General features: G+C 69.1%; 23 protein-coding genes. 9 read left to right on the forward strand and 14 right to left on the reverse strand.

What is annotated here, in order from left to right; translation table 11 throughout:
• The first annotated feature begins 98 nt into the window (after nucleotides 1–98).
• A complete protein-coding gene (locus AC6CR5_RS04885) occupies nucleotides 99–1,046 on the forward strand; it encodes a 2-hydroxyacid dehydrogenase (RefSeq protein ID WP_020927595.1) in 948 nt (315 codons plus the stop codon).
• Nucleotides 1,047–1,071: 25 nt separating this feature from the next.
• On the opposite strand, the gene AC6CR5_RS04890 is transcribed toward AC6CR5_RS04885, so the two are convergent.
• Both AC6CR5_RS04890 and AC6CR5_RS04895 read right to left on the reverse strand, forming a co-directional pair.
• A complete protein-coding gene (locus tag AC6CR5_RS04890; protein WP_006386350.1) occupies nucleotides 1,072–1,908 on the reverse strand; it encodes a universal stress protein in 837 nt (278 codons plus the stop codon).
• A 127-nt stretch (nucleotides 1,909–2,035) separates the two neighbouring features.
• Nucleotides 2,036–4,147: an FUSC family protein gene (locus tag AC6CR5_RS04895; RefSeq protein ID WP_060720170.1), complete on the reverse strand. Its 2,112-nt coding sequence runs from the start codon at nucleotides 4,145–4,147 to the stop codon at nucleotides 2,036–2,038.
• A 355-nt stretch (nucleotides 4,148–4,502) separates the two neighbouring features.
• Between AC6CR5_RS04895 and AC6CR5_RS04900 the strand changes: the two genes are divergently transcribed.
• The 3 genes from AC6CR5_RS04900 to AC6CR5_RS04910 all read left to right on the forward strand — a co-directional run bounded on the left by AC6CR5_RS04900 (nucleotide 4,503) and on the right by AC6CR5_RS04910 (nucleotide 7,143).
• Complete coding sequence (locus AC6CR5_RS04900; protein ID WP_020927598.1) at nucleotides 4,503–5,408, forward strand: EAL domain-containing protein; 906 nt, start codon at nucleotides 4,503–4,505, stop codon at nucleotides 5,406–5,408.
• Between the two features lie 172 nt (nucleotides 5,409–5,580).
• Nucleotides 5,581–5,763 carry a hypothetical protein gene (locus AC6CR5_RS04905; protein WP_026384924.1) on the forward strand — a complete coding sequence of 61 codons (183 nt, stop codon included), beginning with the start codon at nucleotides 5,581–5,583 and terminating at the stop codon, nucleotides 5,761–5,763.
• 282 nt (nucleotides 5,764–6,045) lie between these two features.
• Nucleotides 6,046–7,143, forward strand: a complete 1,098-nt coding sequence (locus tag AC6CR5_RS04910; protein ID WP_054447590.1) for a DUF748 domain-containing protein — start codon at nucleotides 6,046–6,048, stop codon at nucleotides 7,141–7,143.
• Nucleotide 7,144: 1 nt separating this feature from the next.
• Here AC6CR5_RS04910 and AC6CR5_RS04915 read toward each other — a convergent pair whose 3' ends face one another.
• From AC6CR5_RS04915 to AC6CR5_RS04945, 7 genes are all read right to left on the reverse strand, one after another.
• Nucleotides 7,145–9,322: a TonB-dependent receptor gene (locus AC6CR5_RS04915; RefSeq protein WP_207384456.1), complete on the reverse strand. Its 2,178-nt coding sequence runs from the start codon at nucleotides 9,320–9,322 to the stop codon at nucleotides 7,145–7,147.
• A 48-nt stretch (nucleotides 9,323–9,370) separates the two neighbouring features.
• A complete protein-coding gene (locus AC6CR5_RS04920; protein WP_045953145.1) occupies nucleotides 9,371–9,775 on the reverse strand; it encodes a DUF2946 family protein in 405 nt (134 codons plus the stop codon).
• A gap of 41 nt (nucleotides 9,776–9,816) precedes the next feature.
• Nucleotides 9,817–10,530 carry an MgtC/SapB family protein gene (locus AC6CR5_RS04925; RefSeq protein WP_006386356.1) on the reverse strand — a complete coding sequence of 238 codons (714 nt, stop codon included), beginning with the start codon at nucleotides 10,528–10,530 and terminating at the stop codon, nucleotides 9,817–9,819.
• A gap of 172 nt (nucleotides 10,531–10,702) precedes the next feature.
• Complete coding sequence (locus AC6CR5_RS04930) at nucleotides 10,703–11,074, reverse strand: hypothetical protein (RefSeq protein ID WP_026384928.1); 372 nt, start codon at nucleotides 11,072–11,074, stop codon at nucleotides 10,703–10,705.
• A 424-nt stretch (nucleotides 11,075–11,498) separates the two neighbouring features.
• Nucleotides 11,499–12,407 (reverse strand): c-type cytochrome, encoded by a 909-nt coding sequence (locus AC6CR5_RS04935; RefSeq protein ID WP_498085290.1) that lies wholly within the window; start codon nucleotides 12,405–12,407, stop codon nucleotides 11,499–11,501.
• Complete coding sequence (locus AC6CR5_RS04940; RefSeq protein ID WP_006386359.1) at nucleotides 12,404–14,176, reverse strand: GMC family oxidoreductase; 1,773 nt, start codon at nucleotides 14,174–14,176, stop codon at nucleotides 12,404–12,406. The genes AC6CR5_RS04935 and AC6CR5_RS04940 overlap by 4 nt, the downstream gene beginning before the upstream one ends.
• Nucleotides 14,169–14,903, reverse strand: a complete 735-nt coding sequence (locus AC6CR5_RS04945) for a gluconate 2-dehydrogenase subunit 3 family protein (RefSeq protein ID WP_020927604.1) — start codon at nucleotides 14,901–14,903, stop codon at nucleotides 14,169–14,171. Before AC6CR5_RS04945 ends, AC6CR5_RS04940 begins: the two co-directional genes overlap by 8 nt.
• Nucleotides 14,904–15,488: 585 nt before the next feature.
• Between AC6CR5_RS04945 and AC6CR5_RS04950 the strand changes: the two genes are divergently transcribed.
• Nucleotides 15,489–17,072: a TerC family protein gene (locus AC6CR5_RS04950; protein ID WP_020927606.1), complete on the forward strand. Its 1,584-nt coding sequence runs from the start codon at nucleotides 15,489–15,491 to the stop codon at nucleotides 17,070–17,072.
• Between the two features lie 201 nt (nucleotides 17,073–17,273).
• Here the strand turns inward: AC6CR5_RS04950 and AC6CR5_RS04955 are convergent, their stop codons facing one another.
• The gene (locus AC6CR5_RS04955; protein WP_269877074.1) at nucleotides 17,274–17,495 is read right to left on the reverse strand and encodes a hypothetical protein; all 222 of its coding nucleotides are present in this window, start codon (nucleotides 17,493–17,495) and stop codon (nucleotides 17,274–17,276) included.
• A 93-nt stretch (nucleotides 17,496–17,588) separates the two neighbouring features.
• Between AC6CR5_RS04955 and AC6CR5_RS04960 the strand changes: the two genes are divergently transcribed.
• Complete coding sequence (locus tag AC6CR5_RS04960; RefSeq protein WP_498085291.1) at nucleotides 17,589–18,569, forward strand: SphA family protein; 981 nt, start codon at nucleotides 17,589–17,591, stop codon at nucleotides 18,567–18,569.
• A gap of 66 nt (nucleotides 18,570–18,635) precedes the next feature.
• The gene (locus AC6CR5_RS04965) at nucleotides 18,636–19,745 is read left to right on the forward strand and encodes a BamA/TamA family outer membrane protein (RefSeq protein ID WP_053089403.1); all 1,110 of its coding nucleotides are present in this window, start codon (nucleotides 18,636–18,638) and stop codon (nucleotides 19,743–19,745) included.
• Between the two features lie 26 nt (nucleotides 19,746–19,771).
• On the opposite strand, the gene AC6CR5_RS04970 is transcribed toward AC6CR5_RS04965, so the two are convergent.
• Nucleotides 19,772–21,085 carry an ATP-binding protein gene (locus tag AC6CR5_RS04970; RefSeq protein ID WP_053500035.1) on the reverse strand — a complete coding sequence of 438 codons (1,314 nt, stop codon included), beginning with the start codon at nucleotides 21,083–21,085 and terminating at the stop codon, nucleotides 19,772–19,774.
• A gap of 258 nt (nucleotides 21,086–21,343) precedes the next feature.
• Between AC6CR5_RS04970 and chrA the strand changes: the two genes are divergently transcribed.
• Nucleotides 21,344–22,603 carry a chromate efflux transporter gene (chrA, locus tag AC6CR5_RS04975; RefSeq protein WP_049054511.1) on the forward strand — a complete coding sequence of 420 codons (1,260 nt, stop codon included), beginning with the start codon at nucleotides 21,344–21,346 and terminating at the stop codon, nucleotides 22,601–22,603.
• Nucleotides 22,604–22,661: 58 nt separating this feature from the next.
• On the opposite strand, the gene AC6CR5_RS04980 is transcribed toward chrA, so the two are convergent.
• Both AC6CR5_RS04980 and AC6CR5_RS04985 read right to left on the reverse strand, forming a co-directional pair.
• Complete coding sequence (locus AC6CR5_RS04980; protein ID WP_498085292.1) at nucleotides 22,662–23,489, reverse strand: enoyl-CoA hydratase; 828 nt, start codon at nucleotides 23,487–23,489, stop codon at nucleotides 22,662–22,664.
• A gap of 70 nt (nucleotides 23,490–23,559) precedes the next feature.
• Nucleotides 23,560–24,456 carry a LysR family transcriptional regulator gene (locus tag AC6CR5_RS04985; protein ID WP_498085293.1) on the reverse strand — a complete coding sequence of 299 codons (897 nt, stop codon included), beginning with the start codon at nucleotides 24,454–24,456 and terminating at the stop codon, nucleotides 23,560–23,562.
• Between the two features lie 95 nt (nucleotides 24,457–24,551).
• Between AC6CR5_RS04985 and AC6CR5_RS04990 the strand changes: the two genes are divergently transcribed.
• Nucleotides 24,552–25,025, forward strand: coding sequence for a DMT family transporter (locus AC6CR5_RS04990; protein WP_020927613.1), 474 nt, complete (start codon nucleotides 24,552–24,554; stop codon nucleotides 25,023–25,025).
• Nucleotides 25,026–25,056: 31 nt separating this feature from the next.
• Here the strand turns inward: AC6CR5_RS04990 and AC6CR5_RS04995 are convergent, their stop codons facing one another.
• Nucleotides 25,057–26,262: a multidrug effflux MFS transporter gene (locus AC6CR5_RS04995; protein WP_038503497.1), complete on the reverse strand. Its 1,206-nt coding sequence runs from the start codon at nucleotides 26,260–26,262 to the stop codon at nucleotides 25,057–25,059.
• Nucleotides 26,263–26,398 lie beyond the last annotated feature (136 nt).

The raw sequence follows: 26,398 nt of genomic DNA on the forward strand, positions 1-26,398 counted from the left end.
GGCGGGGGAGGCGGGTGGCGCGCAATTGTACCGAGGCGTAAGATCTGCCGGCGCTTTTTGGCGCCATCGAGTTTTCACTGCCTCCCTCCTGTAGCGACATGAAGATCCCCTTGTTGATATTGATAGACAGCGTGCACGATTTCCTGCCCGCGATCGAAGACCGTGGCTTTCGCTGCATCCTCGCCACCACGCCAGAGGAACGCGCCCGCGCCATTCGTGACCATGCGGACGAGATCCGGGTCGTGCTGACCCGCGGGGCCACCGGCTTTCGCGCCGACGAGATGGCGGCGCTGCCCCGGCTGTCGTTGATCTGTTCGCTGGGCGTCGGTTTCGAGAACATCGACCTGGCCGCCGCTCGCGCGCGCGGGGTGCAGGTCACGCATGGTCCCGGCGCCAACGCCACCTCGGTGGCCGACCATGCCATGGCCCTGCTGCTGGGCGTGGCGCGGCACCTTCCGCAGGCCGACGCCTGGGTGCGCCAGGGACACTGGAGCGGGTTCATGGGACCGCAGGTATCGGGCAAGCGCCTGGGCATCCTGGGCCTGGGCAGCATCGGCCTGGAAATCGCCCGGCGCGGCGCCAATGGCTTCGGCATGACGGTGGGGTATTACAGCCGGCGGGCGCGGCCCGATTGCGGTTATGCGTACTACGACAGCCCGCGGGCGCTGGCCGAGGCCAGCGATTTTCTGGTGGTCGCCACGCCCGGCGGCGCCGAAACGCGCCACCTGGTGGACGCCGCGGTGCTCGACGCGCTCGGGCCGCAAGGCTATCTGGTGAACATCGCCCGCGGCAGCGTGGTCGATACCGATGCGCTGATCGCCGCGCTGGCCGGCCGCCGTATCGCCGGCGCCGGATTGGACGTGGTGGAAGGCGAGCCGGTGGTGCCGCCGGCGCTGCTGGCGCTGGACAACGTGGTGTTGACGCCGCACAGCGCCGGACGTTCGCCCGAGGCGGTGTCGGCGACGGTGGCCCTGTTCCTGGAAAATGCCGGCGCGCATTTCGCCGGCCAGGCCGTGCTGACGCCGGTGCCCCCGCCTCGCGGCTGACGCGGCGCGGGCGCGCGGCCCGGGATCAATGCGAGAACATGATCGGCACGGTCATGCTCTTGAGGATCGACGCGGTGGCGCCGCCCATCGCCCATTCGCGGAATTTGCTGTGGCCGTAGGCGCCCATGACGACCAGGTCGGCACTGTAGTCGGCCGCCGCGTTCAGGATGGTGCCGCCCACGCCCACGCCCTTGATGTCGCGGCGCGCGTGATCCGGAGCCGGCATGCCCTGGGCGATGCAATAGGTGGCCAGGTCCTCGAACGGCACCGCTTCCTCCTTGCGGGTGGCGGCGCCTTCGTCCATGGTCAGCACCACCAGATGCGCGGCCAGGCGCAGCAGCGGCGCGGCGTCGGCCAGCGCCCGCGCGGCCTCGCGGCTGCCGTCCCAGCAATACAGGACGCGATCGCCGATCACGGGGAAGTCGCCGCTGGACGGCACCACCAGCACCGGCCGGCCGGCGGCCAGCAGCGTTTGCTCGACGAATTCGTTTTCGTGCGCGGCCTCGATGTCCTCGCGGTTCTGCTGGCTGACGACCAGCAGATCGCTGGTGCGGCCAAGCAGCGCCACGCTGGCGCTGGGCGAACTGGCGCCGGCGCGCACCACGGCCGGCACGTCGGCCGCGGCGGCGGCTTCGAGGAAGGCGTTCTGCACCGCGCCGCGATTCTGCGCCTGCAGGTCACGCATCACGTCGAGGGTCCGCGACATCATCACGGATTCACCGTAGTAATACTGCAGGGGCGCGGAACTGGCGTAGATGCCGACCAATTCGGCCTTGTGGCGCCTGGCCAGGGCCAGGGCCACCGCGGTGCGGCGGGGGCAATCGAATCCGTGGTCCAGGTGGACGGAAATGCGGCGGTACATGGCGGCCTCCTTTTGAGTGCGGTAGGCCTCCATCGTTGCGCGTTCCCGCGCCGGCGCCCTTGATGGGCGTCAACCGGTCCGCAGTTTGCAAGCGTTGCCGCAACCCGCGGGCGCGGCGGCGCCGGGATCAGGCCTGCTGCACCCGGTCGCGCAGTTGCCGCACCTGGCGCGCCTGCTGCGCGATGCGTTCGAGCGGCCCGGCCAATGTGGGCGCGGCCGCGGCCACCGCGGCGGGCAAGGCCAGCTGGCGGATGGCGACGGCCGGCTCGGGTTCCTGCGGATGCAGCGCATGCGCCAGCGCCAGGCCGTAGTCGCGCAGGGCCGGCGCGGCAGGGCTGTCCGGGGGCAGCGGCGGCTGGATCTCCAGCACCGTGCCGGCCGCGGTCACCCGGCGCATCGCGTTCAACAGATTGACGGCGGTATCCACCTTGCGGTCGCGATGCACGGGGTTCTGTTGCAGCCGCTGCAAGGACGCCTCGGCATTGTCCGCCGACAGGCAGGCCTGGCGGCGCAGGCCCACAATGTCGCCGGCCGTGCCGGCGCCGCTCTTGGCGCGGATCAGCGCCAACGCGTAGGCGGCATGGTGTTCCAGCGCGCGGCTGAGCGCGCCCGCCAGTTGGCGGGGTTCCTTTTCGGGCCATACCAGGAAACCGACCAGCAGCGCCAGCACCCCGCCCAGGACACTGTTGAAGGCCCGCAGCGCCGCCAGCATCGGTTCGTAGATGTCCGGTTGCTGGATGTGGCTGACCAGCACGAACTGCGAGGTCAGGAAGAACGTGAACAAGGCATAGTGGACAGTGCGCGCGGCGAAGGTGCCGAGCGCGATCGGCAGCACCGCCAATGCCACCGACAGCGGCGTGCTCAGCAGCAGTCCCAGCAGCGACGCGCCGATGGCGCCGGCCACGCTGCCGATCACCCGTTCGAGCGTGCGGCGCCAGGTGCCGGCGAAATAGGGTTGCAGGATGAACACCAGCGTCAGCGACATCCAATAGCCGTGATTGACCTCGAAGGTCCTGGACAGCGCCACCGCGATGGTGGCGCCGATGCCCACGCGCAAGGCATGACGAAACGCGTCGGACTCGAAACGCAGGTTCTGCCGCAGGCTGCGCCACGCCAGCCGGGCCGGCGTGGCCGCGCGCGCCGCCGGCGCGGGCGCGACCGGGGCCCCGTCCCGCTCGAACAGCGCCTGCGCGATCGACTGGGCGGTCTGTTGCAGGCGGTCCAGGACCGGCACCATGGTCGCCAGGTCGGGGGCATGGGCCATGGCGGCTCCACGCAGCTCGTGCAGGCCGGCGCCGAAGTGGGCCAGCCGTTCGCGCAGGCATTCGGCCTGGCGCGCGTCGCCGACGTCCGAGGTGCTGGCGATGGCGTTGGCGACGCTGGCGTAGCGATGGAAGGCGTGCGACAGGTGGGCGCCGGCGGCGCGGCCGAGCCAGCGCGGCGCGTTCGACTCCAGCAGGTCGGCGGCGGCCACCAGGGCGATGAAGCTGTCTTCGGCGCTGTCGAGCAGATAGAACAATTGCTGGGCGCGGGTGCGCCGCGACGGGCGCGCATCCTGCACCTCGCGGATGCGCACGCGCGCCGCTTCCAGCGCGGCCCGCAGTGCGCTGCGCTGGGGCCGGGTGACCGCGCTCCAGGCTTGCGGACCGGCGGCCGGCGCCAGGCCCGAATACATGCGGGCCAGCGCGTCGGCGAAATCGGCCAGGCCGCGATAACAGTGCGCGACCGCGTGGGTCGCGTCCTTCCAGGGACGGCGGCGCCACACCAGCGCGGTCATCAGGATCGCCCACAGCGCGCCGGCCACGAAGAACAAGGTGTACGACAGGCTGGCGGCAAGCGTGGGCGCGGGCAGTTCAGCCGCCACCACGAAGCCGGCCGACAGCAGGGTGCCGACAATGGCGGCCGCCGGCCCAAGCACGCGCAGCAGGCCGCCGAAGGTGCAGCAGGCGAAGGTCAAGGGCAACAACAGCCACAGATGACCGGCGCTGGCGCTGGCCAGGAAGCAGAACAACGCCCCGATCAGGCCCAGCGCCAGCATCGAGCCGGCGCGCTGGCGCAAGGGCCCGCCAGGATCGCCGAAGCAGGCCCAGAACGCGGCGATGGCGGTCCAGCCCAGCCGCGGCTCGTGCGCGAGCACGGCCAGGATCACGGGCGCGGCGCTGATGGCGGCGGCTTGCAGGGCATCCAGCCAGAGGACGTGGCGCAGCGAAAGGCGCCAACGGGATAGCAGGGTAGTCACGCGGGAAACCACGAATGGACGATAGTCCGCAATGGCGGAAAAGGCGCAACGCTACCATGTCGACAAGGCGAAATCGCAAAGAAATATTCGAGCGTCCGAATAATGCGATTTTCATGAATCCTTCGCCTTGAATACTACTGGTTACATATATGTGACTTTGGCGCCGCACAGGCGCAGAATTGCCTGGAGTAAATGCGCAAAATCGCATAAAAAAACATTGGCGATCGAATACGCTGGGTAGTACACGAGCCGGTAAGCATATTCCTGCAGGCCGAATGTGAATACTCATGTCCAATGCGCCCCGTTATGCGCCCGGACAGCGCAGGTCATATTCCGGGGTGCTTCAGGAGCGAACATGACGCCAACCGACGAGGCTTCCACAAGCTCGGTGGTGAGCGACCAGGAAGTCGCCGCCATGATTACAGGCAAAGACGGCCTGCGGGTGTTGCTGCAACCGCAGGTCGACCTGCTGACCGGCCGCATCGTGTCGGCCGAGGCGCTGGCGCGCTGGCAGCATCCCAAGCTGGGCATCGTGATGCCCGCCGAGTTCGTGCCCGCCGTCAACCGGCTCGGGCTCGACAGGACGCTGTTCGAGCGGGTCGCGCAGCGCGTCATCGACATGTTGCAGACCATGCGGCGCGCCGGCATGGCGATTCCCATTGCAATCAATGCCCCGGCGTCGACGCTGTCGGACGAGCGCGCGGTCGAATTCCTGCTGGGCCGCATCCATGCCGCCGAACTGCCGGCTTCGCTGCTGCGGGTCGAGTTGACCGAAGACCAGCCCATCAAGGAACTGGAGGCGTTGCGCGCGACCCTGGAAAAGCTGGAACAGGCCGGTTGCGAGGTCAGCCTGGACGATTTCGGCACCGGCCATGCCTCCCTGAAACTGCTGTCGGCCATTCCGTTGTCCGAGGTCAAGATCGACCAGTATTTCGTCACCCGGATGCGGCGCAGCGCGGTGGCGTTCGAGGTGCTGCGCACGGCCGCGGAACTGGCCACGCGGATGGGCTGGCGGGTGGTGGCCGAGGGCGTCGAGAACGTTGCCGACATTCCCGCCCTGCGGGCTGCCGGCTGCCGCTACGGGCAGGGCTACGCCCTGGGCCGGCCGATGCCGCTGGATGACCTGATGACGCGGTTGCGTGTCCAGCGCGACCGAGGCGAACCGCTGGCGGCGCCCGCTACCTATGCCTCGGCCTGGCTGGATGCCTTTGATCCGCAGGACGCCGAGGCCGGCCTGCCGGCGCACGTCACCACGCAATAAGGCCGGGGCGGTTGCGCCGCGGCCTTTCCGGCGCCCGCGCGGCGCACCGCCTTTTTTGCCCACAGCCGCCAAAATTCCCCGCAGCCGCTCACAGCGCAAGGAGGAGGGCTGCCGGGCACGGCAGTTGCTGGCAAGTCCTGGCGGAATGGTTCCGCCTCTCAGGAGACTTGCGATGGCAAACCCCAATCAGCCCGACCAGCAAAAGCAGCAGCAAAAGCAGCAATCCCAGGAAAATCCGCAGCACCGCGACCGTTCTCAGGAGCAGCAGCCTGGCGGACAGCAGGTGGACAAGGACCGTGGCCAGGGCCAACAGCCGGGCCAGCAGGGCGGCCAGCGTTCGCAGACGCAGCGTTGACACCCTGAACCGGGTATACCGGCTTTTGCGGAACAAGCCTGGCACAGGCCGGTGCGCCCACCGGCGCACTTGAGTCGTGACGATGCCCGCGCAACCCGTACTGCGCGGGCATCGTCTTGTCCGCGAGCACCGTGCCGCCCTGGATGGTCCACGCATACCGGTGATGCCATCCGCCTTGCGCCATGCGCGGCCCGTCGTTAAGGTGCCAGGGCAGGGCCGCTCCAAGGCCCGCCGCCGCGCGATCGCGCAGCGGCCATCGACAGAACGAGACACTCCATCGCCATGAATGCCGCCACGCCGCGCCACCGCTCGCTCCTGGGCAAGGTCCTCGTCATCCTCCTGGCGGCCGCCGTGCTGCTGGCCGTGCTGGCCTGGGTCGGCACCCGGGTGGCGGAGCGGCGCATCGCCGGCCTGCTTGGGCCGCGCGCGCAGGTTGGCGAGGTGCGGCTGGGCTTCAACGAGGTGGTGTTGACGGACGTGAGGATTGCAGGCGCCGCGGGCATGGCGCCAGCCAGCGCGCGGCGGGTGGTGGCGGAACCCGAATGGCGCTCGCTGCTGGGGCAGGTCGCCGTCTTTCGCCGCATCACCGTGCAAGGTTTCGATTTTGCGGTGCTGCGCGGCGCCGACGGCGACATGCAGATTTCGCCGGCGTTGCAGGCCGCCCTGCGTGAAGGTCACGGCGGCGACGCTGCGGCGCGGGGCCGGCGGCCGCTGCGGGCCGATGCCGTCATCCTGGAGGAAGGCCGGCTGGATTTCATCGACGCCGCCGTTGCCACGCCGCCGCATCGCATTGCCTTCGACCACGTCTCGGCGCGCCTGCAACCGCTGGTGTTGCCCGCCAACGACCAGCGCAGCGACATCACGTTCCAGGGCGCGGTGCGCGACAACCGCGGCGGCGCGTCCACGGTGCAGGCCAAGGGCACATTGACGCTCGGCGGCAGCGATGCCGACATCACGGTGGCGGTGCGCAACATGGACGTCCGTCACGCCGCGCCATACCTGGCTGGCAACGGCGCGGGATCGCTGTCCGGCGGCGCGATGGACCTGGACATGCGCACCACCATCGCCCGGCGGCAACTGGAGGCGTCGGGCGTGGTGGCGTTGCGCGACCTGGCATTCAGCGGCGACGGTTCGCTGTTTTCGTTGCCGCGCAAAGCCGTGCTGGCGGCGCTGGAAAATCGCAAGGGGGTCCTGCGCATGGAATTCAAGCTTTCCGGCAGCCTGGACAACCCCAAGTTTTCGGCCTCGCGCGGGTTCGCCGCGCAGATCGCGGGCGGCTTCGGCCGCGCCATCGGCGTGGGGGCCGAAGGTGCGGCCGGGGGCGTTGCCGGCGCGGTGAAAGACCTGGGCGACGCGATTTCCGACCTGTTCACCCAATGAGTCAGAAGCGGTAGTTCGCGCTCAATTCCACCCGGCGGCCTTCGCCCAGCAGCCACTGCGTCTGGTTGTAGTAGGCCGTCTCGGCGTACTGTCGATCGAACACGTTGAATGCCCGCAACGCCAGGCTCAGGTCGCGGCGCGGCTCCCATTGCAGGGCCAGGTTGGTGGTGGTATAGCCGGCCATTTCCAGCCGGTTGGCGGCGTCGGCGTAGCGCTTGCCGACGTAGCGCAGGCCTGCGCTGGCGGTCCATTGCGGCGCGAATTTCCAGCTGAGCCAGGCGTTGGCGACGCGTTGCGGCACGTCGGTCGGCACATTGCCGGCGCGCGACACGGCGACGCCGTTGACCGATTCGCTGAAATCGTCATAGCGAGCCCGCAGCACGGCCGCGTTCAGGTCGACACGCCAGGCCGGCGTCAGTTCGACCCCCAGCGTGGCTTCCAGGCCGCGCGAGGACTGCTTGCCGACCTGGATGCGCAACGCGGGGTCATTGGGATCGCGGCTCACCAGGTGATCCTTGCGGATATGGTAGGCGGCCAGGGTCCACTGGCCCTTGTCGTCCCAGAACGTCTGCTTCAGGCCGACTTCCACCTGGCGTCCCTTGGACAACTCGAAGTCCTTGTTCGCCGGCGACAGCAACAACAGGCTGCCGACCGGGTCGGCGGCTTCGGCATACTGGCCGTAGACGGACAGGGTGGGCAGCAGGTCGTAGACCGTGCCGACGCGCCAGCCGACATTGTTGAACGTGGTGTCGAAGGCGGTCTGGCCGGCCACCAGGTCGCGCCGCTTCAGGTCGATGTGGTCATAGCGCAAGCCCGCCAGCACCGACCAGCCGGGTGTCAGCATCAGCCGGTCTTCGGCGAACAGGGCGTACTGGTCGGCGGTGTTGCGGTAGCGCGGCGTGGTGCCGGCGAGGTTGATGAAGCGGCCGTGGTCGACATCGTACGGATCCACCAGCGAGGTGCCCGAGTACGGCGAATTGTTGGTGTGCTTGAACGAGGCGTGGTTCAGCTCGAATCCGACCGCCACGTTGTTCGCAAGGCCGAAGAGATGGCCGTCGAAGGCGGCGTCGGTGACCGTGCCGACCTGCCGCTGGTCGTGGCGGATGTCGGTGTACGCGCTGCGCTGGATCAGGCCGCTGGCGGGTTGCCAAGTGTAGTTCTCGGCGTCGCGATAGTCGCGGTCGCTGCCGATGTAGTAGACGCGGCTGCGCACGCGGGCTGCCGGGTTGGGCGACCATTCGGCCTTCAGCTCGGTGCGGCTGTCACGGTAGATGATCTTGCTGTCGGCCACGTTGTAGTTCTTGCGCCGCAGGCCGTAGTCGATCCGGCCGTCGATCAGCGGGGTGCCGAAGTAACGTGTCGGCTCCTGCCAGGCGTAGGCCTGTGTCAGCGTGAAATTCAGGTCGGGCGAGACGTCCAGGCGCAACGCCGCGGTCACGGCGAAATCGCGCGAGTCGCCCAGGCTGAGGCCGGAATCGGTATGGTTGCCGCTGATGTCGAGCCGGTACGACCACTTGTCGTCGAGCGCGCCGCCACTGCCCAAGCCCAGGCGCTGCGTGTCGTGGGTGCCGACGGTGGTCTGGATTTCGTTCTCGATCGGGCCGCGGGTCGGCTTCTTGGGAATCACGTTGACCACGCCGCCGATGGCGCCCTCGCCATACAGCACCGAGGCCGGGCCGCGCAGGACTTCGATGCGGTCGACCGCCCACGGATCGTAGAGGAAGGTCTGGCCGACGCCGCCGAACTGGCGCACGCCGTCGTACAACTGCGCAACGGAGTTCGAATCGGTGAAACCGCGCGACGACAGCGACGAGCCGCCGTTGCCGGGATGGCGCATGGCGCTGAGGCCGGCGGCCTGCGTGATGGCATCGGTGACGGTGACCGCGCCGCGCGCGCGCAGTTGTTCGTTGTCCAGGATTTCGATGCTGGCCGGGGTATCGAAGGGCCGCAGGCCCAGCAGCGTGCCCGTGCTGGCCGGCTCGAGCAGAGTCGGCGCGGGGGCATCGGCGGACACGGCGATGGCGGGCAGGGTGGCGACGTCGCGCGGCGTGGACGCAGCGGCGGGGGAAGAAGAGGGAGGCGTGGATTGCGCCTGCGCGACGGGGACGCAGGCGAGCGTGGCCCAGACGGCCAGGCGCCGTGTCAGGACGCGCGGCGTCCTGGCGGGGGAATGGAACATGGAATTTCTCGGTAAGCCAATGAAGCCGCGCGTGGCGCGGCGGAGCGATCAGCGGGGTACCGGGAAAGCGGGCGGGGCGCGGGCGCCCAGTGGCGGGCCGGGCGGGGAACCTTCGGCCACGGCCGGCGGCGCGCGCGCCGCCAGCGGATGGGTCATGAGGGCGCTGGCCGCGATCAGTGCCGCCGGCGCGGAGGGCAGCGCCACCGCGGCCAGCATGGCGCCCATGGGGCAGGTGGCGGCCTGCGCCGCGTGGCGTTCGTCGGGCGCGTCGCCGCGCTTGGCGGGGCCGGCCACCCAGACCGGACCGGCGGCCGAGCACAGCTGGATCAGCGTGCCGCCGCCTGGCGTCGCGGGCATGAAGCCCGGCGGCACCAGCGCCTTGAGCGCAAACAGCGCCAGCACCAGCCAAAGGCAGGCGGCGTTGCGGGCAAGGGGCATGAAGCGGGGGCGCATGGTCGACGCCCATTCTAGAAGGTTTTGCCGCCGCCCGGGAACTACACGGTGCGGGCGGCCCAGAAGGCGGTGCGCACGCCCGGGGCGGCGGCGATGCGGGCCGTGACGCGGTCCAGGTCCAGTTCGTCGACCGATGCCTCGCTCAGCGCGGCCTCGATCTCGACCTCGTTCTCGCCGAACTGGTCGATCTTCAGTTCGGACAGGGGCAGTTGCTCGGCCTCCAGCACGTCCTCGAGCACGGTCATGGCAGCCTGGCGCTGGTCCACGTGCGCGATAACGTGAATCACGGTCGTGACTTCGGTGGTCTGCGCATCCACCGGCTGGCGGTTGATGTGGCTGACCAGCGGCCGCAGCAACGTGTTGGCGGCCAGCACGAAGGCGGTGGCCGCCAGCGCCTCCAGGATCAGCGAGGCGCCGGCGCAGGCGCCGATGGCGGCCGAACCCCATAGCGTGGCGGCGGTGTTCAGGCCGCGGATGCTGCCGCCTTCGCGCATGATGGCGCCGGCGCCCAGGAATCCCACGCCGGACACGACGTAGGAAATCACCCGCGCGCCGCCGTCGGGGCCGCCGACGCGAAAGGCCATGTCGACAAAGATCGCGGCGCCCACCGCCACCAGCGCGTTGGTGCGCAGGCCTGCGGTGCGTTGACGGTACTGGCGCTCGAAACCGACGATGGAGCCCAGCACGAATGCCGTCGCCAGGCTGATCAGGGTATTGGCCAGCGTCAGCAGCTGGATGTTTTCGAAGTTCTTCATGTTGTTGTTCCCGGATTCGGCAGGTCGCGTCGTATCGGACCGGGTCAGGGCAATTGCCAGACGGAGGCCAGCGTCAGCACGAAGGCCACCAGCCACAGCAGCAGCAATGCAACCACCCGGGCAACGAGGAGGCATTTGTACGGGTCTTTCATGACAGTCTCCTTTCCATGGCTCAGGCGGGCAGCACGGCAATGCGGGCGCCGTCCTCGTTTTCCCAATGCACCCGGCGCACGTCGGGGCTCTGGCCCAGCCGCAGGGCGACGGCGCTGAGCAGGCCGCGCAATTGCGGCGGGCACTGCAGCGTGACCGTGGTGCTGGCGAGCTGGCCGGCCTCCTGGCGCGAGATGCGCACGTTCAGCACGCGCAGGTCGAGCGCCTGCAGTTCGAAGTACAGCTGCTTGCGCAGGGCGTTGAGCGTGTCGGCGACGCTGACGATGGTGAACTGGTAGGTGGGGGGGGCGGCGCGCGCGGCCGGGGCCGCCGCCGTCATGCCGCGCACGGCGGCGCCGCCATCCAGGAAGGGAAGGAATTTCTTGATGCGCATGGTCGTCTCCAGGGGGAGTACGGTGGAAGGTCCACATGCATGCGCCGCCCGCCGATCGCGGCGCGGGCGCGACAAGGCCCGCGATTCGCGTCGGCAAGCTGATGGGGGAGAGGGCCGGGGCCGGTCGATGCGCGCGCGAGCGGGCTGGTGTCCGGGCCGGATGGCCTTGTCCTGGCTTTACGCAGGACTCGGCAGAAAACTCTGCGGATCCTGCGTCAAGCGGCGCAAGCAGTCGTGTATCGACTACATCCGTCGTTGTCCACAATGATCTCGGGGTGGTTGAAGGTGCCGCAATTATAAGAACGGATAAGGGAAAACACCAAGGGAAAATTCCTGTTCGACACGTCGGCGGCGGCGCGCGCGCCGCAAGCGGCGCGGCAATGGGCCGGCTCCTTGCCCGGGCCCGCCGCGCACCGCGATGGCTTCAGCGCGTGCCGGCGTAATACTGGCCCAGCGCCTCGACCTCGCTGTCGGTCAGGCGTTGCGCGAACGCCCGCATCACTCCGACGTCGTCGTTCTGTCGCGATCCGTTGCGAAAGGCGTTGATCTGGTCTGCGAAGTATTCCTTGGACTGGCCCGCCAGCCGGGGCAGCAGCGGGCCTTCGCCCAGGCCGCGCAGGCCATGGCAATTGGCGCAGGCGGGCAGGGCGCGGGTGCCGTCGCCAACCTGGTCCAGCTTGCGCGCCGCTTCGCCGCCGGCTTCGCCCACGTGCAGTGGCGGCCCGGCCAGGCTGCCGTAGTAGGCCGCCAACTGGCCGATCTCCTGCTCGCTCAACCCTTGGGCGATAGTGTTCATCAGCGGTTGCTTGCGCGTGCCCTGGCGGAAATCGGCCAATTGCTTGGCAATGTACTCGGCGGTCAGTCCCGCGAGATTGGGGAAGATGCCGCCGCTGGGGGTGATGCCGGCCTGGCCGTGGCAGGCGACACAGGCCTGCACGCCGGCGGCCGGCTTGCCGGCGGCGGCCAGTTGCTTGCCCTGTTCCGGGTCGGCGCCGCGCAGATAGCCTTCCCAGGCCGGCCGTGACGCGCTGAAGTCCAGCGCGCCGCGGCCGGGCACCGGCGCGGGCGCGGCTGGCGTTGCCGCGGCGGAGGCGGGCGGGGTGGCGCCGACCGCGGCGCGGGGGGCCTGTGTCGGCGCCGCTGTCGATGGTGACGAGGATGGCGATGGCGATGCGGCCGGCGCCGCCGCCGCGGGGGCCTGGACGGCGCTGGCCCGGATGGGGCCCTCGCCGCCAGTGCCGAACATCTGGTGCAGGGTGGCGACCAGCGTGATGGCGGGCACGCCCACCATCAGCGCCACCGCGATCAGGATGCCGTTGCGATGTTCGATCATGATGACACCAGCCGCCCTGGCGAACGCAGATAGTCCGCCTTGATTTTCTCGACGATCCAGTAGGCGGTGGCGCCTACCGTGCCCGTGGGGTTGTAGCCCGAATTCTGCGGAAACAAGGCTGCGCCCGTGACGAAGACGTTCGGCACGTCCCAGGATTGGCCGTAGCGGTTGACCACGCTGGTGGCCGGGTCGTTGCCCATCGCGGCGCCGCCGGTCAGATGGGTGGACTGGTACGCCGTGGCGGAGAACGGCCGCTTGCGAGGACCGGGCTCGGTGCGCGTGACGCCCTTCATGGCGCGGCCGATCTCGTCGCCGCGCTCGGTCAGGAACGCCGACATGCGGATGTCGTTGTCGGGAAAGTCGTAGGTGACGCGCAGGAGCGGCAGGCCCCAGGCGTCCTTGTAGGTCGGATCCAGGCTCAGGTAGCCGCCGCGCCACGGCTGGGCCGAGCCGGTGATGGTGATGTTGGCGGCGTGGTTGTAGTAGCGCTTGACCGCCTTCTTCCATTCGGCGCCCCAGGCCGGCGTGCCTTTGGGCGTGGGGTGAAAGCCGATGGGCGCGCCGCTGACCACCTGGATCTGCAGATAACCGCCGCCGACAAAGCCATGCGGGCCATGATCGAAGTTGTCGGCGCTGAAGTCGTCCATGGTGACGGCCACGGCGCCCGCGCCCATGAACGGATTGATGTTCACCGACTCGTCGAAGAACAGGTTCACGCCCGAGGTGGTCTGGTGGGTGTAGTTGCGCCCCACCACACCCTTGTCCGTGACCGGATCGTAGGGCTGGCCGATGCCGGACAGCAGCAGCAGGCGCACGTTGTTGATGCCGAAGGCGCACAGCACCACGATCTCGGCCGGCTGGAAGATCTCGGCGCCGGCCGCGTCCACGTAGGTCACGCCGCGGGCGCGCTTCTTGTCGGGCGTCAGTTCGACCCGCAGCACGTGGGCCCCGGTGCGGATCTCGAAGGTCGGCAGCTTCAGCGCCACCGGCAGGATACAGACCTGCGGCGAAGCCTTGGCGAAATGTTCGCAGCCGAAGTTGGAGCAAAAGCCGCAATACACACAGGCGCTCATGTGCAGCCCCTCGCTGTTCACGTAGGGCCGGGTACAGAGCGCCGACGGCTGCACATAGGGGTGATAGCCGAGCTGTCTGGCGGCCTCGCCGAACAGCGCCGGCGCGTACGGCACTTTCATCGGCGGGTTGGGGTAGGGCCGCGAACGCCAGGGCTCGAACGGGTTGCCGCCTTCCTGCTTCTGCCCCTTGATGTTGCCAGCCTGGCCGGAAGCGCCGATCAGGTAGTCATAGCGGTCGAAATAGGGTTCCAGCTCGTCATAGGTGAGCGGCCAGTCCTGGCAGGTCAGTTCGGGATCGAAGATCTTCGCGCCGTAGCGTTCGGTGTAGTGGCTGCGCAGACGGAAATCGGTGGGATCGAAGCGGTAATAGGCGCCGGACCAATGGTTGCCGGCGCCGCCCAGGTGCGTGCCGGGATAGGCGAATTGCCAGCGGCGCATCGGCAGCGCCTTCTGGTCGGTGTTGTTGCGGAAGGTGAAGGTCTCGGTCGCCGCGTTCTGGTGCAGTTCGTGGCGCCGCGTGTACTTCAGTTCGTCATGGACGTAGGGGCCCTGGAAGTCGGGCGAGGGCCAGCGCGCCTCGCCGCGCTCGAGCACCACCACGCGCTGGCCGACGGCCGCCAGCTCCTTGCCGATGATGGCGCCGGTCCAGCCGCCGCCGACGATCGCCACATCCACCGCGGGCAGCGTCTTAGCCATGGCCGTCTCCCGGTTTGCCCATGTGGCCGCGCGCGTTGGCGATGGAGACGGGCCTGCCGGCCCAGATCACGCCATGGCGCTCGATGTCGTTGGAAAATGACGCATAGGCGCCTGGAAAGCCCACCAGCTTCCAGCCCACCATGTCGACATTGCCGCCGTACAAGGGGTCGGAGAAGAAGCCTTCGATGGTGGCGTCCAGCAGCGCCTGGAAGAACACGTCCGATGGCAGCGGTGAAAAGTCGGGCTTGCCGGCCTGCATGTCATGCAGCCAGGCGTCCTGGCGCGCGGCGTCCAGTTCGGCATAGGGCTTGCCGTCCTGCCTGCGGGTGGCGGCGTCCAGCGCGGCCAGGCCGCGCCGGAACATCTCGGCGGGCGTGAACGACAGCTGGTAGCCTTGTTCGGGGGTGCCGCTTTCGAACGGGCCCTGGCGATAGAACTGCTCGCCCGCGCCCCAGGCGCCCGCCAACTGGCCGTCCAGGAACTGGGTCACGCCGGCTTCCTTGGCGCCCGGGCCGAGCTCGTCCGCCGGAATCAGGCGCGCGGCGATCGCGTCCATGGCAGCGGCTTCCTGCGCATTGAAGAATTTGAGCGTGCGGTTCGGCGGTTCGGCGGCGGGCGGGGAGGGCTCGGGCGCGGCCTGGGGCCGCGGGGCCCACGCGGCGCCGGGCAGGCCCACGGCCAGGGCCTTGAGCAATCCGCGCCGTCCGGAAACTGGTTGGTCGTCCATGCATCGCTCCAGCGGCGGAGCCGGCGTCCGGCGAGGCTTGCCCTGCGGCGCTGCGGCCCGCGAGGCAACGACCTCCGGAGCGTTCGGCTCCCGAGTGAAAGGGATCCCGCGACAGCATATGTGTTCGTGTGCTGAGTTTGTCACTGATTTGGGGGCCACGACAACTGGCGCGTCCGGGCCAACCCGGGTTTTTCTTCTCTTTACATTTCAGCTAATATTCAGGTTCCTGAAAGAATGAGAGCACGGCGGAACATGCGGCCCGCGTTTGCCACGGCAAGCAAGGACGGTTTCGCCATCTATGACCGACGACCCGCCTCCTAGTACGGCGCCGCTCACGCAGCGGCGCCCGGTTTCTCCTCCCTGCCGACTTCCGGCATCCGGCCGTTCCTGGCCGACTCCCCACGATTGCGCGACGGCGCCGACGCCACGCATAGGCGGACGCGCGCCGCCGGGCCGCCGCTTGCCCGCGATTGCCACACGGGCCCCGGGCCCTGATCCCTTGCTTTCCCGTCCGTCCCTGCCGACGGCTTGCGGGCTGCCGGGCGCCCACGTCCGCGCGCCCCGAATTTTCTTTGTGGAACGTTGATGATTTTCGACTGGATGTCCGACCCGACCGCCTGGCTTGGCCTGGCGACACTGGTCATTCTTGAAATCGTGCTGGGTATCGACAACCTGGTGTTCATCGCCATCCTGGCCGACAAACTGCCGCCGGCGCAGCGCAACCGCGCCCGCATGATCGGCCTGACGCTGGCCATGGTGATGCGCCTGGGCCTGCTGGCCAGCATCGCGTGGGTGGTGACGCTGACCGCGCCGCTGTTCACGGTGCTGGGCGCCGAGATCTCCGGGCGCGACCTGATCCTGATCCTGGGCGGCCTGTTCCTGCTGTTCAAGGGCACCATGGAACTGCATGAACGGGTCGAGGGCGGCAGCGCCCACGATTCCGGCCAGAAGCCGCAGCACGCGGTGTTCTGGCAGGTGATCCTGCAGATCGTGGTGCTGGACGCGGTGTTCTCGCTGGACTCGGTGATCACCGCGGTCGGCATGGTGCAGGACCTGAGCATCATGATGATCGCGGTGGTGGTGGCGATGGCCGTGATGATGCTGGCCAGCCGTCCGCTGATGGGCTTTGTCGCCCGCCATCCGACCGTGGTGATCCTGTGCCTGGGCCTGCTGCTGATGATCGGCTTCAGCCTGGTGGCCGAGGGCCTGGGCTTCCATGTGCCCAAGGGCTACCTGTACGCCGCGATCGGCTTCTCGATCCTCATCGAGCTGTGCAACCAGCTGGCGCGCCGCAACCGCGCCAAGGGCACGCACGCCCTGGGACGGCGCCAGCGCACCGCGCAGGCGGTGCTGCGGCTGTTGCGCGCCGGCCGTGGCGGCCACGTGCCGCAGCAGGCTGACGAAGTGGTGGCGCTGGTGGACAGCGTCGGCGAGGAACCGGCGTTCGCGCCGGAGGAAAGCTCGATGATCGAACGCGTGCTGGCCATCGGCGCGCACGACGTGCGCGCCATCATGGTGGCGCGGGGCGATATGGTCTGGCTGGATGTCGCCGACCCACCCGACCAGATCGTGCGCAAGTTCGCCTCGGGCCACTCGCGCCTGCCGCTGTGCGCCGGCGATCCGGCCAACGTGCTGGGCGTGCTGCACTTCAAGGACCTGCTTGCGCTGCTGCGCAACCCCGGCCCGATCGACCTGGTGGAACTGGCGCGCGAGCCGCGCTACGTGATGGAAACCACGCCGGTGCTCAAGGTGCTGGACGAACTGCGGGCGTCGCGCGACCACATGCTGATCGTGGTGGACGAGCACGGCGTGTGCGAAGGGCTGGTGACGCCGATGGACGTGCTGACCGCGGTGGCGGGCGAGCTTCCGGAACATGCCGAGGCGCCGCCGGAGGCGCTGCAACTGTCGGACGGATCATGGCTGCTCGATGGCCGGCTGGCGCTGGCCGAGGCGGCGCGGCTGCTGGACGCGGCGGAACTGGCCGATGACGCCGACGACGCGACGCTGGCCGGCCTGCTGCTGAGGGCGGAGGGACGTATCCCGGAAACCGGCGATGTGGTCGCATGGCGCGATTGGCGCTTCGAGGTCACGCGCCGCGACGGCCTGCGCATCGACCAGGTCCATGCGCGCAAGGCGACCGACGCCACCGCCGCTACCGGCGCGGCCTGATCGCGGCCTGCCGCCGCCTATGGTTTACCCGCGCGCTGCGGGAATGCCGTGGCGGCATTCCCGTATTTCTCACGGCGACGGCCGGCCACGCATTCGTTTCAATCCGGGTGGGCGGCGGCGTGATTGATCGCACTATTGGTCAATTCAAAAGATTATGAGAATATTGTCGAAAATTTCGGCCCGTTAATAATAGGTTTTCATTCAGAAAGGGCCGAATAAATCGGCGGCACCAGCAGCGAATTTGTCTTTGCACGATGAACCATTCAATGGGGAACGCAGCATGGGCACGATGTTGTTTGCGGGCAGAACAAGGGGACGGGCGGGCTTTCTGGCCTTGATCGGCGCCTGCGCGCCATTATGTCCCGCCGCCCAGGCCTGGGCACAGTCGGCGGACGCTGCAAACCAGAGCAATAATCCGCTCAACCTCGCTCCTTCGCTCAATTTCCAGAATCACGACACGCCCAGGCTGTTCGGCGACGACGCGCATGCCCTTCACGATCCAGCGGGAGTCACAGCATGTCGATAGTGTCGCGTCATCGCAGTTCGCGCCCCAGTGGCGTTCCATTGCTGGCTGCGGCGCTGCTGGCCGTGCCCTTCGCGGCGCATGCCACCGAAGGCGCGCTGGGGCGACAGGTGACGGGCACCAGCGTGCAGCCCAATGCCGGCATCGTGTCGCCCGAGCCCATCTGGGCGGTGAACTTCGCCCAGATCTACCTGGACGGCAAGGTCGGCGGCGGCCGCGACGTGCCCTTGGGCAAGCGCGTGTCGGCCGACGTGGAGGGCAAGGCGGCGTTCACGCTGGCAACCTTGCTCAAGACCTGGGACACCGGGCCGGGCCGCTGGAACTTCGCGTCCAGCGTCACATTGCCCTATGTCTGGACCAAGGTGAACGCGCGGGCTTCCGGGCCGCTGGGCCGCAGCACGGGCGAGAGCGATACCGCGTCCAACTTGTTCGACCTGTATTTCTCGCCGATCATCGCCGGCTACCACTTTTCGGAAACCTCGCACATGGCGCTGAGCCTGAACGTGTGGGCGCCCACCGGCAAGTACGATGCCAACGCCCTGGCCAATCCCAGCCTGAACAACTGGACCTTCATCCCGCAGGTGGCCTATACCCATATCTTCCCGCAGTCGGGCTTGCAGCTCGACACGGTCGCCAGCGTGCAGTTCTACACCCGCAACAACGATACCGACTACCGCAACGCGCCGATCTTCGGCATAGACGTGATGGGGCGCAAGACCTTTTCGAACGGGCTGGCCGTGGGGCTGGTGCTGGGCACGCAGCAGCAGCTGGGAAGCGACAGCGGGCCGACGGCGGATCGCCTGAACGGCTTCAAGGGCCGCGACTGGGCGCTCGGCCCGGTCATCACCTACGACCGCAAACTGGCCGACAAGCGATCGCTGTCGCTCGGGCTGCGCTGGGTGCCGACCATCAGCAGCACCAATCGCCTGGACAGCAGCAGCACCTTCATGGCCTCGGCCGCGCTGGTGTTCTGATACGGGCCATGCAGCCTTGGGCGCCGTTCGCCGGGGGCGGCGGGCCCGCTCGCCTGGGAGGCGTCTATGCGCCATGCGTTGCGTGTGTTGGGGCTCTGGCTGGTCTGCGGCGCGGCGGTCGCGCAGAAGTTCACCGACCCCGAGGACGGCGGCTTCGACATCAGCAACTATCTGCTCCACAACAAAGGGTTGATGCCGGTGCCGGCGGTGATCACGGAACCGGCCGTGGGATATGGCGGCGGCCTGATGCTGCTGTATTTCTCGGAGTCGATGTCGGAAGCGGGCGAACGCGCGCGGGCCAGCGGCGAGGCCGCGGCGCCGCCCAACATTACCGGGGCCGGCGGCTTGATGACCGAGAACGGCTCGCGCGGCGGCGGCCTGTTCCATTTCCACTCCTGGGGCGGCGACCGCTACCGCTACCTGGGCGCGCTGGCCCAGGGGCGCATGAATCTGGACTATTACGGCATGCTCAACCGCGGCCGCAGCTACGAGCTGAAGGGGACGTTCCTGGTACAGCAACTGCTGGCCCGGCTTGGCGAATCGAAATGGTATGCGGGTCCGCGCTATACCTATTTCAACTCCCGCACCACGTTCACGGGACAGATGGCGTCCGAGCTGAAGGCGGGGGACGTTTCGCGCAGCATCGGCAAACTGGGCCTGGTGGTGGACTACGACGGCCGCGACAACATGTTCTATCCCACCAAGGGCGCCTATGCCGAGCTGGAGGCCCAGTTCGCGCGGCCGGGGTTCGGCAGTTCCCAGTCCTTCGATACCTATGGCGCCCGCGGCTATGTGTGGCAGCCGCTGTCGCCGCGCTGGACGCTGGGGCTGCGGGCCGATGCCCAGGTCACCAGCGGTTCGGTGCCGTTCTACGCCCAGCCCTATATCGACCTGCGCGGCGTCTCGCGCGGCCGCTACCAGGACAAGAATGCGCTGACCACCGAAGTCGAACTGCGCTGGAACGTGACGCCGCGCTGGTCGCTGCTGGGTTTTTCCGGCGTGGGCAAGGCCTATGGCCGCTGGAACAGCTTTGGCCAGGCCACCAATATCGTCAGCGTCGGCACGGGATTCCGCTACCTGATCGCGCGCAAGCTGGGCCTGGCGGTGGGGATCGACGTGGCCCACAGCAGGGACCAGAACGCGTTCTACATCCAGGTGGGCACCGCCTGGCGATAGGCGCCGGCGCGGCCCGGGTGCGGCGATCAGTCCGCCGTCACCGGCGCCGACAGCCACCGCAGGACAAAACGCGCGCCGCCCAGGGGGCTGTCCTGCACCTCGATCGTGCCCTGGTGGCTGGCGGCGACGCGCTTGACGATGGCCAGGCCCAGGCCGGCGCCGCCGGTGCCGCGGTCGCGGCTTTCGTCCAGGCGGATGAAGGGTTCGAAGATGCGTCCGCGGTGTTCAAGCGGGATGCCCGGGCCGTCGTCGTCCACCACCAATTCGTAGCCCCCGGCGGGGCAGCTGGTGAGCGCGATCTCGATGCGCCCGCTGGCGTAGCGCACCGCGTTCTGCACCAGGTTCAGCAGCGCGCGGCTCATGTAGCGCGGATGCAGCTGGACATGGGCCGGCAGGCCATCGCGCACGTGGCAGCGCACCCCGCGCGCGTCGGCCTGGTGCGCGACCTGGGCCAGCGCTTCGCCCAGCCAGTCGCGCACGTCCACTGTTTCCTGGGTGACGACGTCTTCGGCGGGGCGCTCCAGCCGCGCGTACACCAGCAGTTCGCCCACCATCGCCTCGAGCTCGCCGATGTCGGTGCGCATGTCGTGCAGGATCTGGTCGCGCTTGGGCAGGAATTTTTCCTGGCCGAGCATGTCGACCTCGAAAGACAACCGCGCCAGCGGCGTGCGCAGTTCATGCGAGACCGCGTTGGTCAGGCTGCGCTGGTTTTCCACCAGCGCGGCGATGCGCTCGGCCATCTGGTTGAAACTCTCGCCGACGTGCCGGATACCGGAGAAATGCGAAAGCCGCACCCGTACCGCCAGGTCGCCCTGGCCCATGCGCAGCGTGGCGTTGCGCAGGGCATCCAGGTCGCGCCAGACTGGCAGCGCCCACAACAGCAGCAGCACCATCGCCAGCACCATGCAGAGCGCCAGCCAGGCGCCCCAGGTGATCCATTTTTCCAGCGACGGTTCGCCCGGCAGGCGCATTTCGAGCCATTGGCGCGGCTCGCCGGGCAGGGGCGCCAGATAGGTGTTGTACTCGTCGCGCATGATGAAGCCGCGCGTGGCCAGGTCCTGCCGTTCCTTCTCGGTGGCCTCGATCCGTTCCGGCGTCACCAGCTTGAGCTCCAGCCCGTAATGGGGCCGCAGCGAATCGCGGATGAAGGCGGCGCGCGATTCGGGTTCGATCGGGTCCAGCTCCTTGTGCAGCGCATACATCTGGCCGCGCACCGCCTGGTAGGAGAGGTCGGCGCTGACCGAATCGAGCAGGTATTCCAGGCTGCGGTTCACGAGCTGGGAGGCGGCGATATAGGCAATGGCGGCGACCACGAATATACGGATCGTGAACTTGAGCATGCTGTGATTCCTGTGGGGCGCGAGGGCCGCACATCTGCCGTCCGGGCGCATCGAGTTCCATCGCGGTGGGCTGCGGAATGCTACCGAAGGGGGCTATCGCAATCCGCCCGCATTTGTATGGAAATTGTGAAAATTCATGTAGAGATCCGGACGCCGGGATAGGTGGACGATTGAAACGATGACGCCGCCCGGCTATAAGCTTGAATCATGGAGACCCGCCATCCCGGGGGGCTTCAACCGTGTCAGAGTGCCGCCCCGATGCCGCCGCAGCCGCCTTTTCATGATGAACACGTCGCCAGCAAGACGGCGGCCAGCGAAGCCGTCCCGGCCGGACGGGGCTCCTGTATGGAGGTCTTCCTGGCTTTCCTGCGCCTGGGCTTGACGGCTTTTGGCGGTCCGGTGGCGCATCTGGCCTATTTCCGCGAGGAATTCGTCGACCGCCGCCGCTGGCTCGACGATTACGCTTTTTCCGATCTGGTGGCGCTTTGCCAGTTCCTGCCGGGGCCGGCCAGCAGCCAGGTCGGCATGGCCCTGGGCCTGAAGCGGGCGGGCTGGGCGGGCATGCTGGCCGCCTGGCTGGCGTTCACGCTGCCGTCGGCGTTGGCGATGATCCTGCTGGGCCTGGGGCTGGCGCGGTTTGGCGGCCTGGCCGGCCTGCCGGCGGTGCACGGCCTGAAAGTGGCCGCGGTGGCCGTCATCGCCCAGGCCGTATGGGGCATGGGCCGATCGCTCTGCCCCGATCGTCCGCGCGCCGGGCTGGCGATGGTGACCGCGCTGATGACGCTGGCGCTGCCGTCGACGCTGGGGCAGATCGGCGCCATCGCGTTGGGCGCCGTCGCTGGCGCCGCCCTGTTGCAGGTGCCGCCGCGGCCCCTCCTGGCCAACCGGACCCAGGGCGCGTCGCGCCTCGGCGGCTACGTCTGTCTGGCCCTGTTCATCCTGTTGCTGGTGGCGCTGCCGTTGTGGGCCGACCTGTCGGGCGCGCCGCTGGCGGCCCAACTGGCGGGGTTCTACCGTGCCGGCGCCCTGGTGTTCGGCGGCGGCCATGTCGTCCTGCCGCTGCTGCAGACGGCGGCGGTGGGCGGCGGCATGGTGCCGGACGCGGATTTCCTGGCCGGCTACGGCGTCGCGCAGGCCGTGCCCGGCCCCTTGTTCACCTTTGCCGCCTTTCTTGGCTCGGCCTCGGCCGGCCCCTTGTCGGGCTGGGCCGGCGGCCTGGCGATGCTGGTGGCCATCTTCCTGCCGGGCGCGTTGCTGGTGGCGGCGGCCTTGCCGTTCTGGGAAAGCCTGCGGCGACGGCCGGGCGTGCGCAACATGGTGGCGGGCGTGAACGCCGCGGTGGTCGGTATCCTGCTGTCGGCGCTGTATGACCCGGTATGGACCAGCGCGATCCGCGGCAAGTGGGATTTCGCGCTGGCGCTGGCGCTGTTCGGCCTGCTGGTCTATGCGCGCTGGTCGCCGTTGTGGGTGGTGCTGGCCGCGGCCGCGGGCGGTTGGGCGCTGGGCTGGCTGGCCTGACGGCCAGCGGCCGCGACGATACTGCGCGCGCCGCGGCGCGCCCGCGGCGGCGCGCGGCCTATTGGCGCCAGCGCGGCGCGCGCTTCTGCAGGAAGGCGTCGATGCCTTCACCCGCGTCTTCCTCCATCATGTTGCGGGCCATGACCTCGGCGGCGTATTCGTAGGCTTCGGCCTGCGGCATCTGGCGCTGGGCGTAGAACATGCGCTTGCCGTAGCGGATGGCCGCGGGGCTCTTGGCCACGATGACGTCAACCAGGGCCTGGACCCTCGCACCCAGCTCCTGCGCGGGCGCGACGTCGTTCAGCAGGCCCCAGTCGCGCGCCTGCTCGGCGTCGATGAAGCGCGCCGTGACCAGCATCTCGAAAGCGCGCTTGGCGGCGATGTTGCGGCTCAGGGCCACGGCCGGCGTCGAGCAGAACAGGCCGGCGTTGATGCCCGACACGGCGAATCGCGCCGTGTCCTCGGCCACCGCCAGGTCGCAGCTGGCGACCAGTTGGCAGCCCGCCGCGGTGGCCACGCCGCGGACCTTGGCGATCACCGGCACCGGCAGGGCCTGCAGGCCCTGCATCACGCCGCTGCATTTGCGGAACAGGGCCAGGTAGTAATCGAACGACGGCTGGCTGCGCATCTCGCGCAGATCGTGTCCGGCGCAAAAGGCGCGGCCGGCCGACTCCAGCACCACGCAACGCAGGTCCGGCGCGCGCGCCAGCGCATCGATGGCGGCGCGCAGCGCGTCCAGCAGGCCTTCGGACAGCGCATTGAACTGCGCCGGCCGGTTCAGGCGCAGCGTGGCGACGCCGTCCCGCAGCGCGTATGACAGCAAGGGGTCTGGCGACGCGGCGGGGGCGGCCGCGGGCCGTGCAGGCATCGAAAGCTCGGATGGCATGACATCTCCTGGAGAGAGGGATATGCCGATAGTAGGCCAAAGCGAGCGGGCGGCGCCGCGTCGGCATGCGTCAGGCGAGCGCGGTGCCGAGCTGCTCGCGCAGCCACGCCAGGCCGGCATCGGCATCGGCGCGTTCATGCCAGATCATTTCGAAGGCCAGGGGCGCGATAGGAAACGGCGCCGCGCCGACCGCCAATCCCGGCGGGACCGGGTCGACCGTGCGGCGCGCCACCGTCAGCAGCAGATCGGTGCCGGCCAGCATGGCAGGCGCCGCGGTCCAGTGCGGCAGGCGCACCGCCACACGGCGCGCGTGGCCGAGGCGGGCCAACGCGGCATCGACCTCGGCGGCGCGCTGGTCCGGTCCGGCCGCGACCAGCACGTGCGGCCGCGCCAGATACGCCTGCAAGGTCGACGGCACGCCCTGGGCGGCATCGGCGGCGCAGACGAAATCCTCCAGGAACAGCACCGCGCGGCGGATGTCGGCCGGTGTTTCGCCAAACACCGACAGCGCGAGGTCCAGCTGGCCATCGGCCACGCCGGCGATCATGCCGCTGCGGCTGGCATAGCTGATTTCCAGGTCGATGCCCGGCGCCTCGCGCCGCATGTGGCGCAACAGCGGCGGCAGCGCCACGCGCGCGCCGTAGTCCGACATGGCCAGACGAAACGCGCGCCGGCTCGCCGCCGGCTCGAACACCGCGCCCGCCAGTAGCCGGCGCACCTGCGCCAGCACATCGCGCAGCGGCGCCTCCAGCGCCAGCGCGTGGGCCGTGGGGCGCAAGCCGCCCCGGGTGCGATGGAACAGGGGGTCGCCCAGCAACACCCGCAGGCGCGCCAGCGCGTGGCTCATGGCCGGCTGGCTCATTGGCAGCCGGGCTGCGGCGCGGGTGAGGTGGCGTTCATGCAGCAGGGCATCCAGCACCACCAGCAGGTTCAGGTCGATTGCCCTTAGATTATTCGTGATGTGCATATCCAAAAGACGAATATCGAATTGGATTCGATGGTTGATGAATATGAGAATAGCGCCATTCCCATTCCCCACTCATCCATTACCGGAGTCCGACCATGAATTTCTCGACCGCCTACGTCATTCCTGCCGCCGTGCTGGCCGGCGCGCTGGTGCCGATCCAGGCCGGCGCCAACGCCGCCCTGGGGCGCCATTTGGGCCATCCCTTGTGGGCCACCATGGTGTCATTGGCGGTCAGCGCTGTCGCGGCCATGGTGGTGATGGCGCTGCTGCGGGTGCCCGCGCCCAGTTTCGGCGAGATCGGCCGGCTGCCATGGTGGGGCTGGACCGGCGGGTTGTCGGGCGTGTTCTACATCACGGCCGCACTGATGCTGGCGCCGCGTCTGGGCGCGGGCGCGTTCCTGGCGGCGGTGATCGCGGGCCAGATGCTGGCGGCGCTGCTGCTGGATCGCTATGCGCTGGTGGGCTTCGTGGGCAGCGCGCTCAATCCCGGGCGCCTGGCCGGCGCCGCGCTGATAGCGGGCGGCGCCTTGCTGATGCATCTGTCGAACGCGCCGCGCGCCGCGGCCTGAGGCGGGGCGCCGGAGCGCGCCGACGGTGGCGTCAGCGCCCCGCGCCCGCGCGGCGCGCCATCAGGCCCGACAGGCACAGCAGCGGCGCCACGATCAGCACGCCGATCAGTCCCATCGCCGCCTGCGGCGCGACGCCGTGGTCGAGCAGAGCGGTGGCGATGACGGCCGAACCGCTCATCTGGAACAGCCCGTAGACGGCGGCGGCGGTGCCGGCGCGGTCGGCGAAGGGTTCCAGCGCCAGGCTCAGGGCCGAACCGAGCGCCAGCGAGAAACCGACGGTCAGCACCGCCACCGGCAGCATGAAGATCCAGGCGGCCGAGGGCGCCCAGCGCCACGCGGCCAGGTGCATCAGCGCCGCCAGCAGCAGCGCGGCCATGCCGACCCGCAGCATGGCATGGCGGCCGAAACGCGCGATGAATACCGGCGCCAGGAAGAACGCCGCGATATTGATGGCGGCATTGCCGCCGAACCAGGCCGAGAAGCCCAGCTCGGAATAGCCCAGCTGCTGCACCAGCACCACCGGCGCGGCCGATACGAATACCAGGATCATCGCCATGCCGGCCATGCCGAAGACGGCGAAGTACAGGAAGCGGCCGCTGGCGATGATGGGCGCATAGCGGCGCAGGCTGTACAGCGGCGCGCGGCCGGCCGGCGGCGCGGCCCGCGTTTCGTCGAAGCGCCAGGCCAGCAGCAGGGCCAGCGCCAGCGCGAACAGCACCATGAAGACGAACGTGCTGCGCCAGCCCAGGTGCACGGCCAGGGCGCCGCCCAGCATCGGCGCCAGCGCCGGCACCGTGCAAAGGGCGCCATTGAGGTAACTGTAGACACGCGCGCCGACAGCGGGACTGAACCGGTCGCGCACCGCCGCGAACGCCACCAGCGAGGCCGAGCAGGCGCCCAGGCCCTGGATCACGCGGGCGGCATAGAACAGTTCCAGCGAGGTGGCGGCCGCGCCCAGCGCCGATCCCAGCAGGTAGGCAAGCGCGCCGCCCAGCGCCACCGGCCGCCGGCCGTAGCGGTCGGCCAGCGGGCCGATGAGGACCTGGCCGACGCCGACCGCGAAAATGAAGAGGGTGATGCTGGCCTGCAGCGCGCTCATCGGCTGCTCGAAGCCGGCCGCCATGGCCGGCAGCGAGGGCAGGTAGATGTCGATGCCCATGGGCGTCAGCGTGACCAGCCCCATCAGGAGGCCGATCAGCCAGGATTGGCGGCGGGCGGCGGGTAATGCAGACTTCATGGCAGGCTCGGGGCGCGTTGCACGCCCGGGAAAACCCGACATTATCCACCAGCCTGCGCCTGCCCTGAAAGCCGCCCCGCCTGGGGGCGTGCGAAGGCCGCCCAGGCGTTGGCAAACGCGCGGCGGTATCTGGCTG

This window comes from Achromobacter sp. EG18, assembly GCF_059759395.1.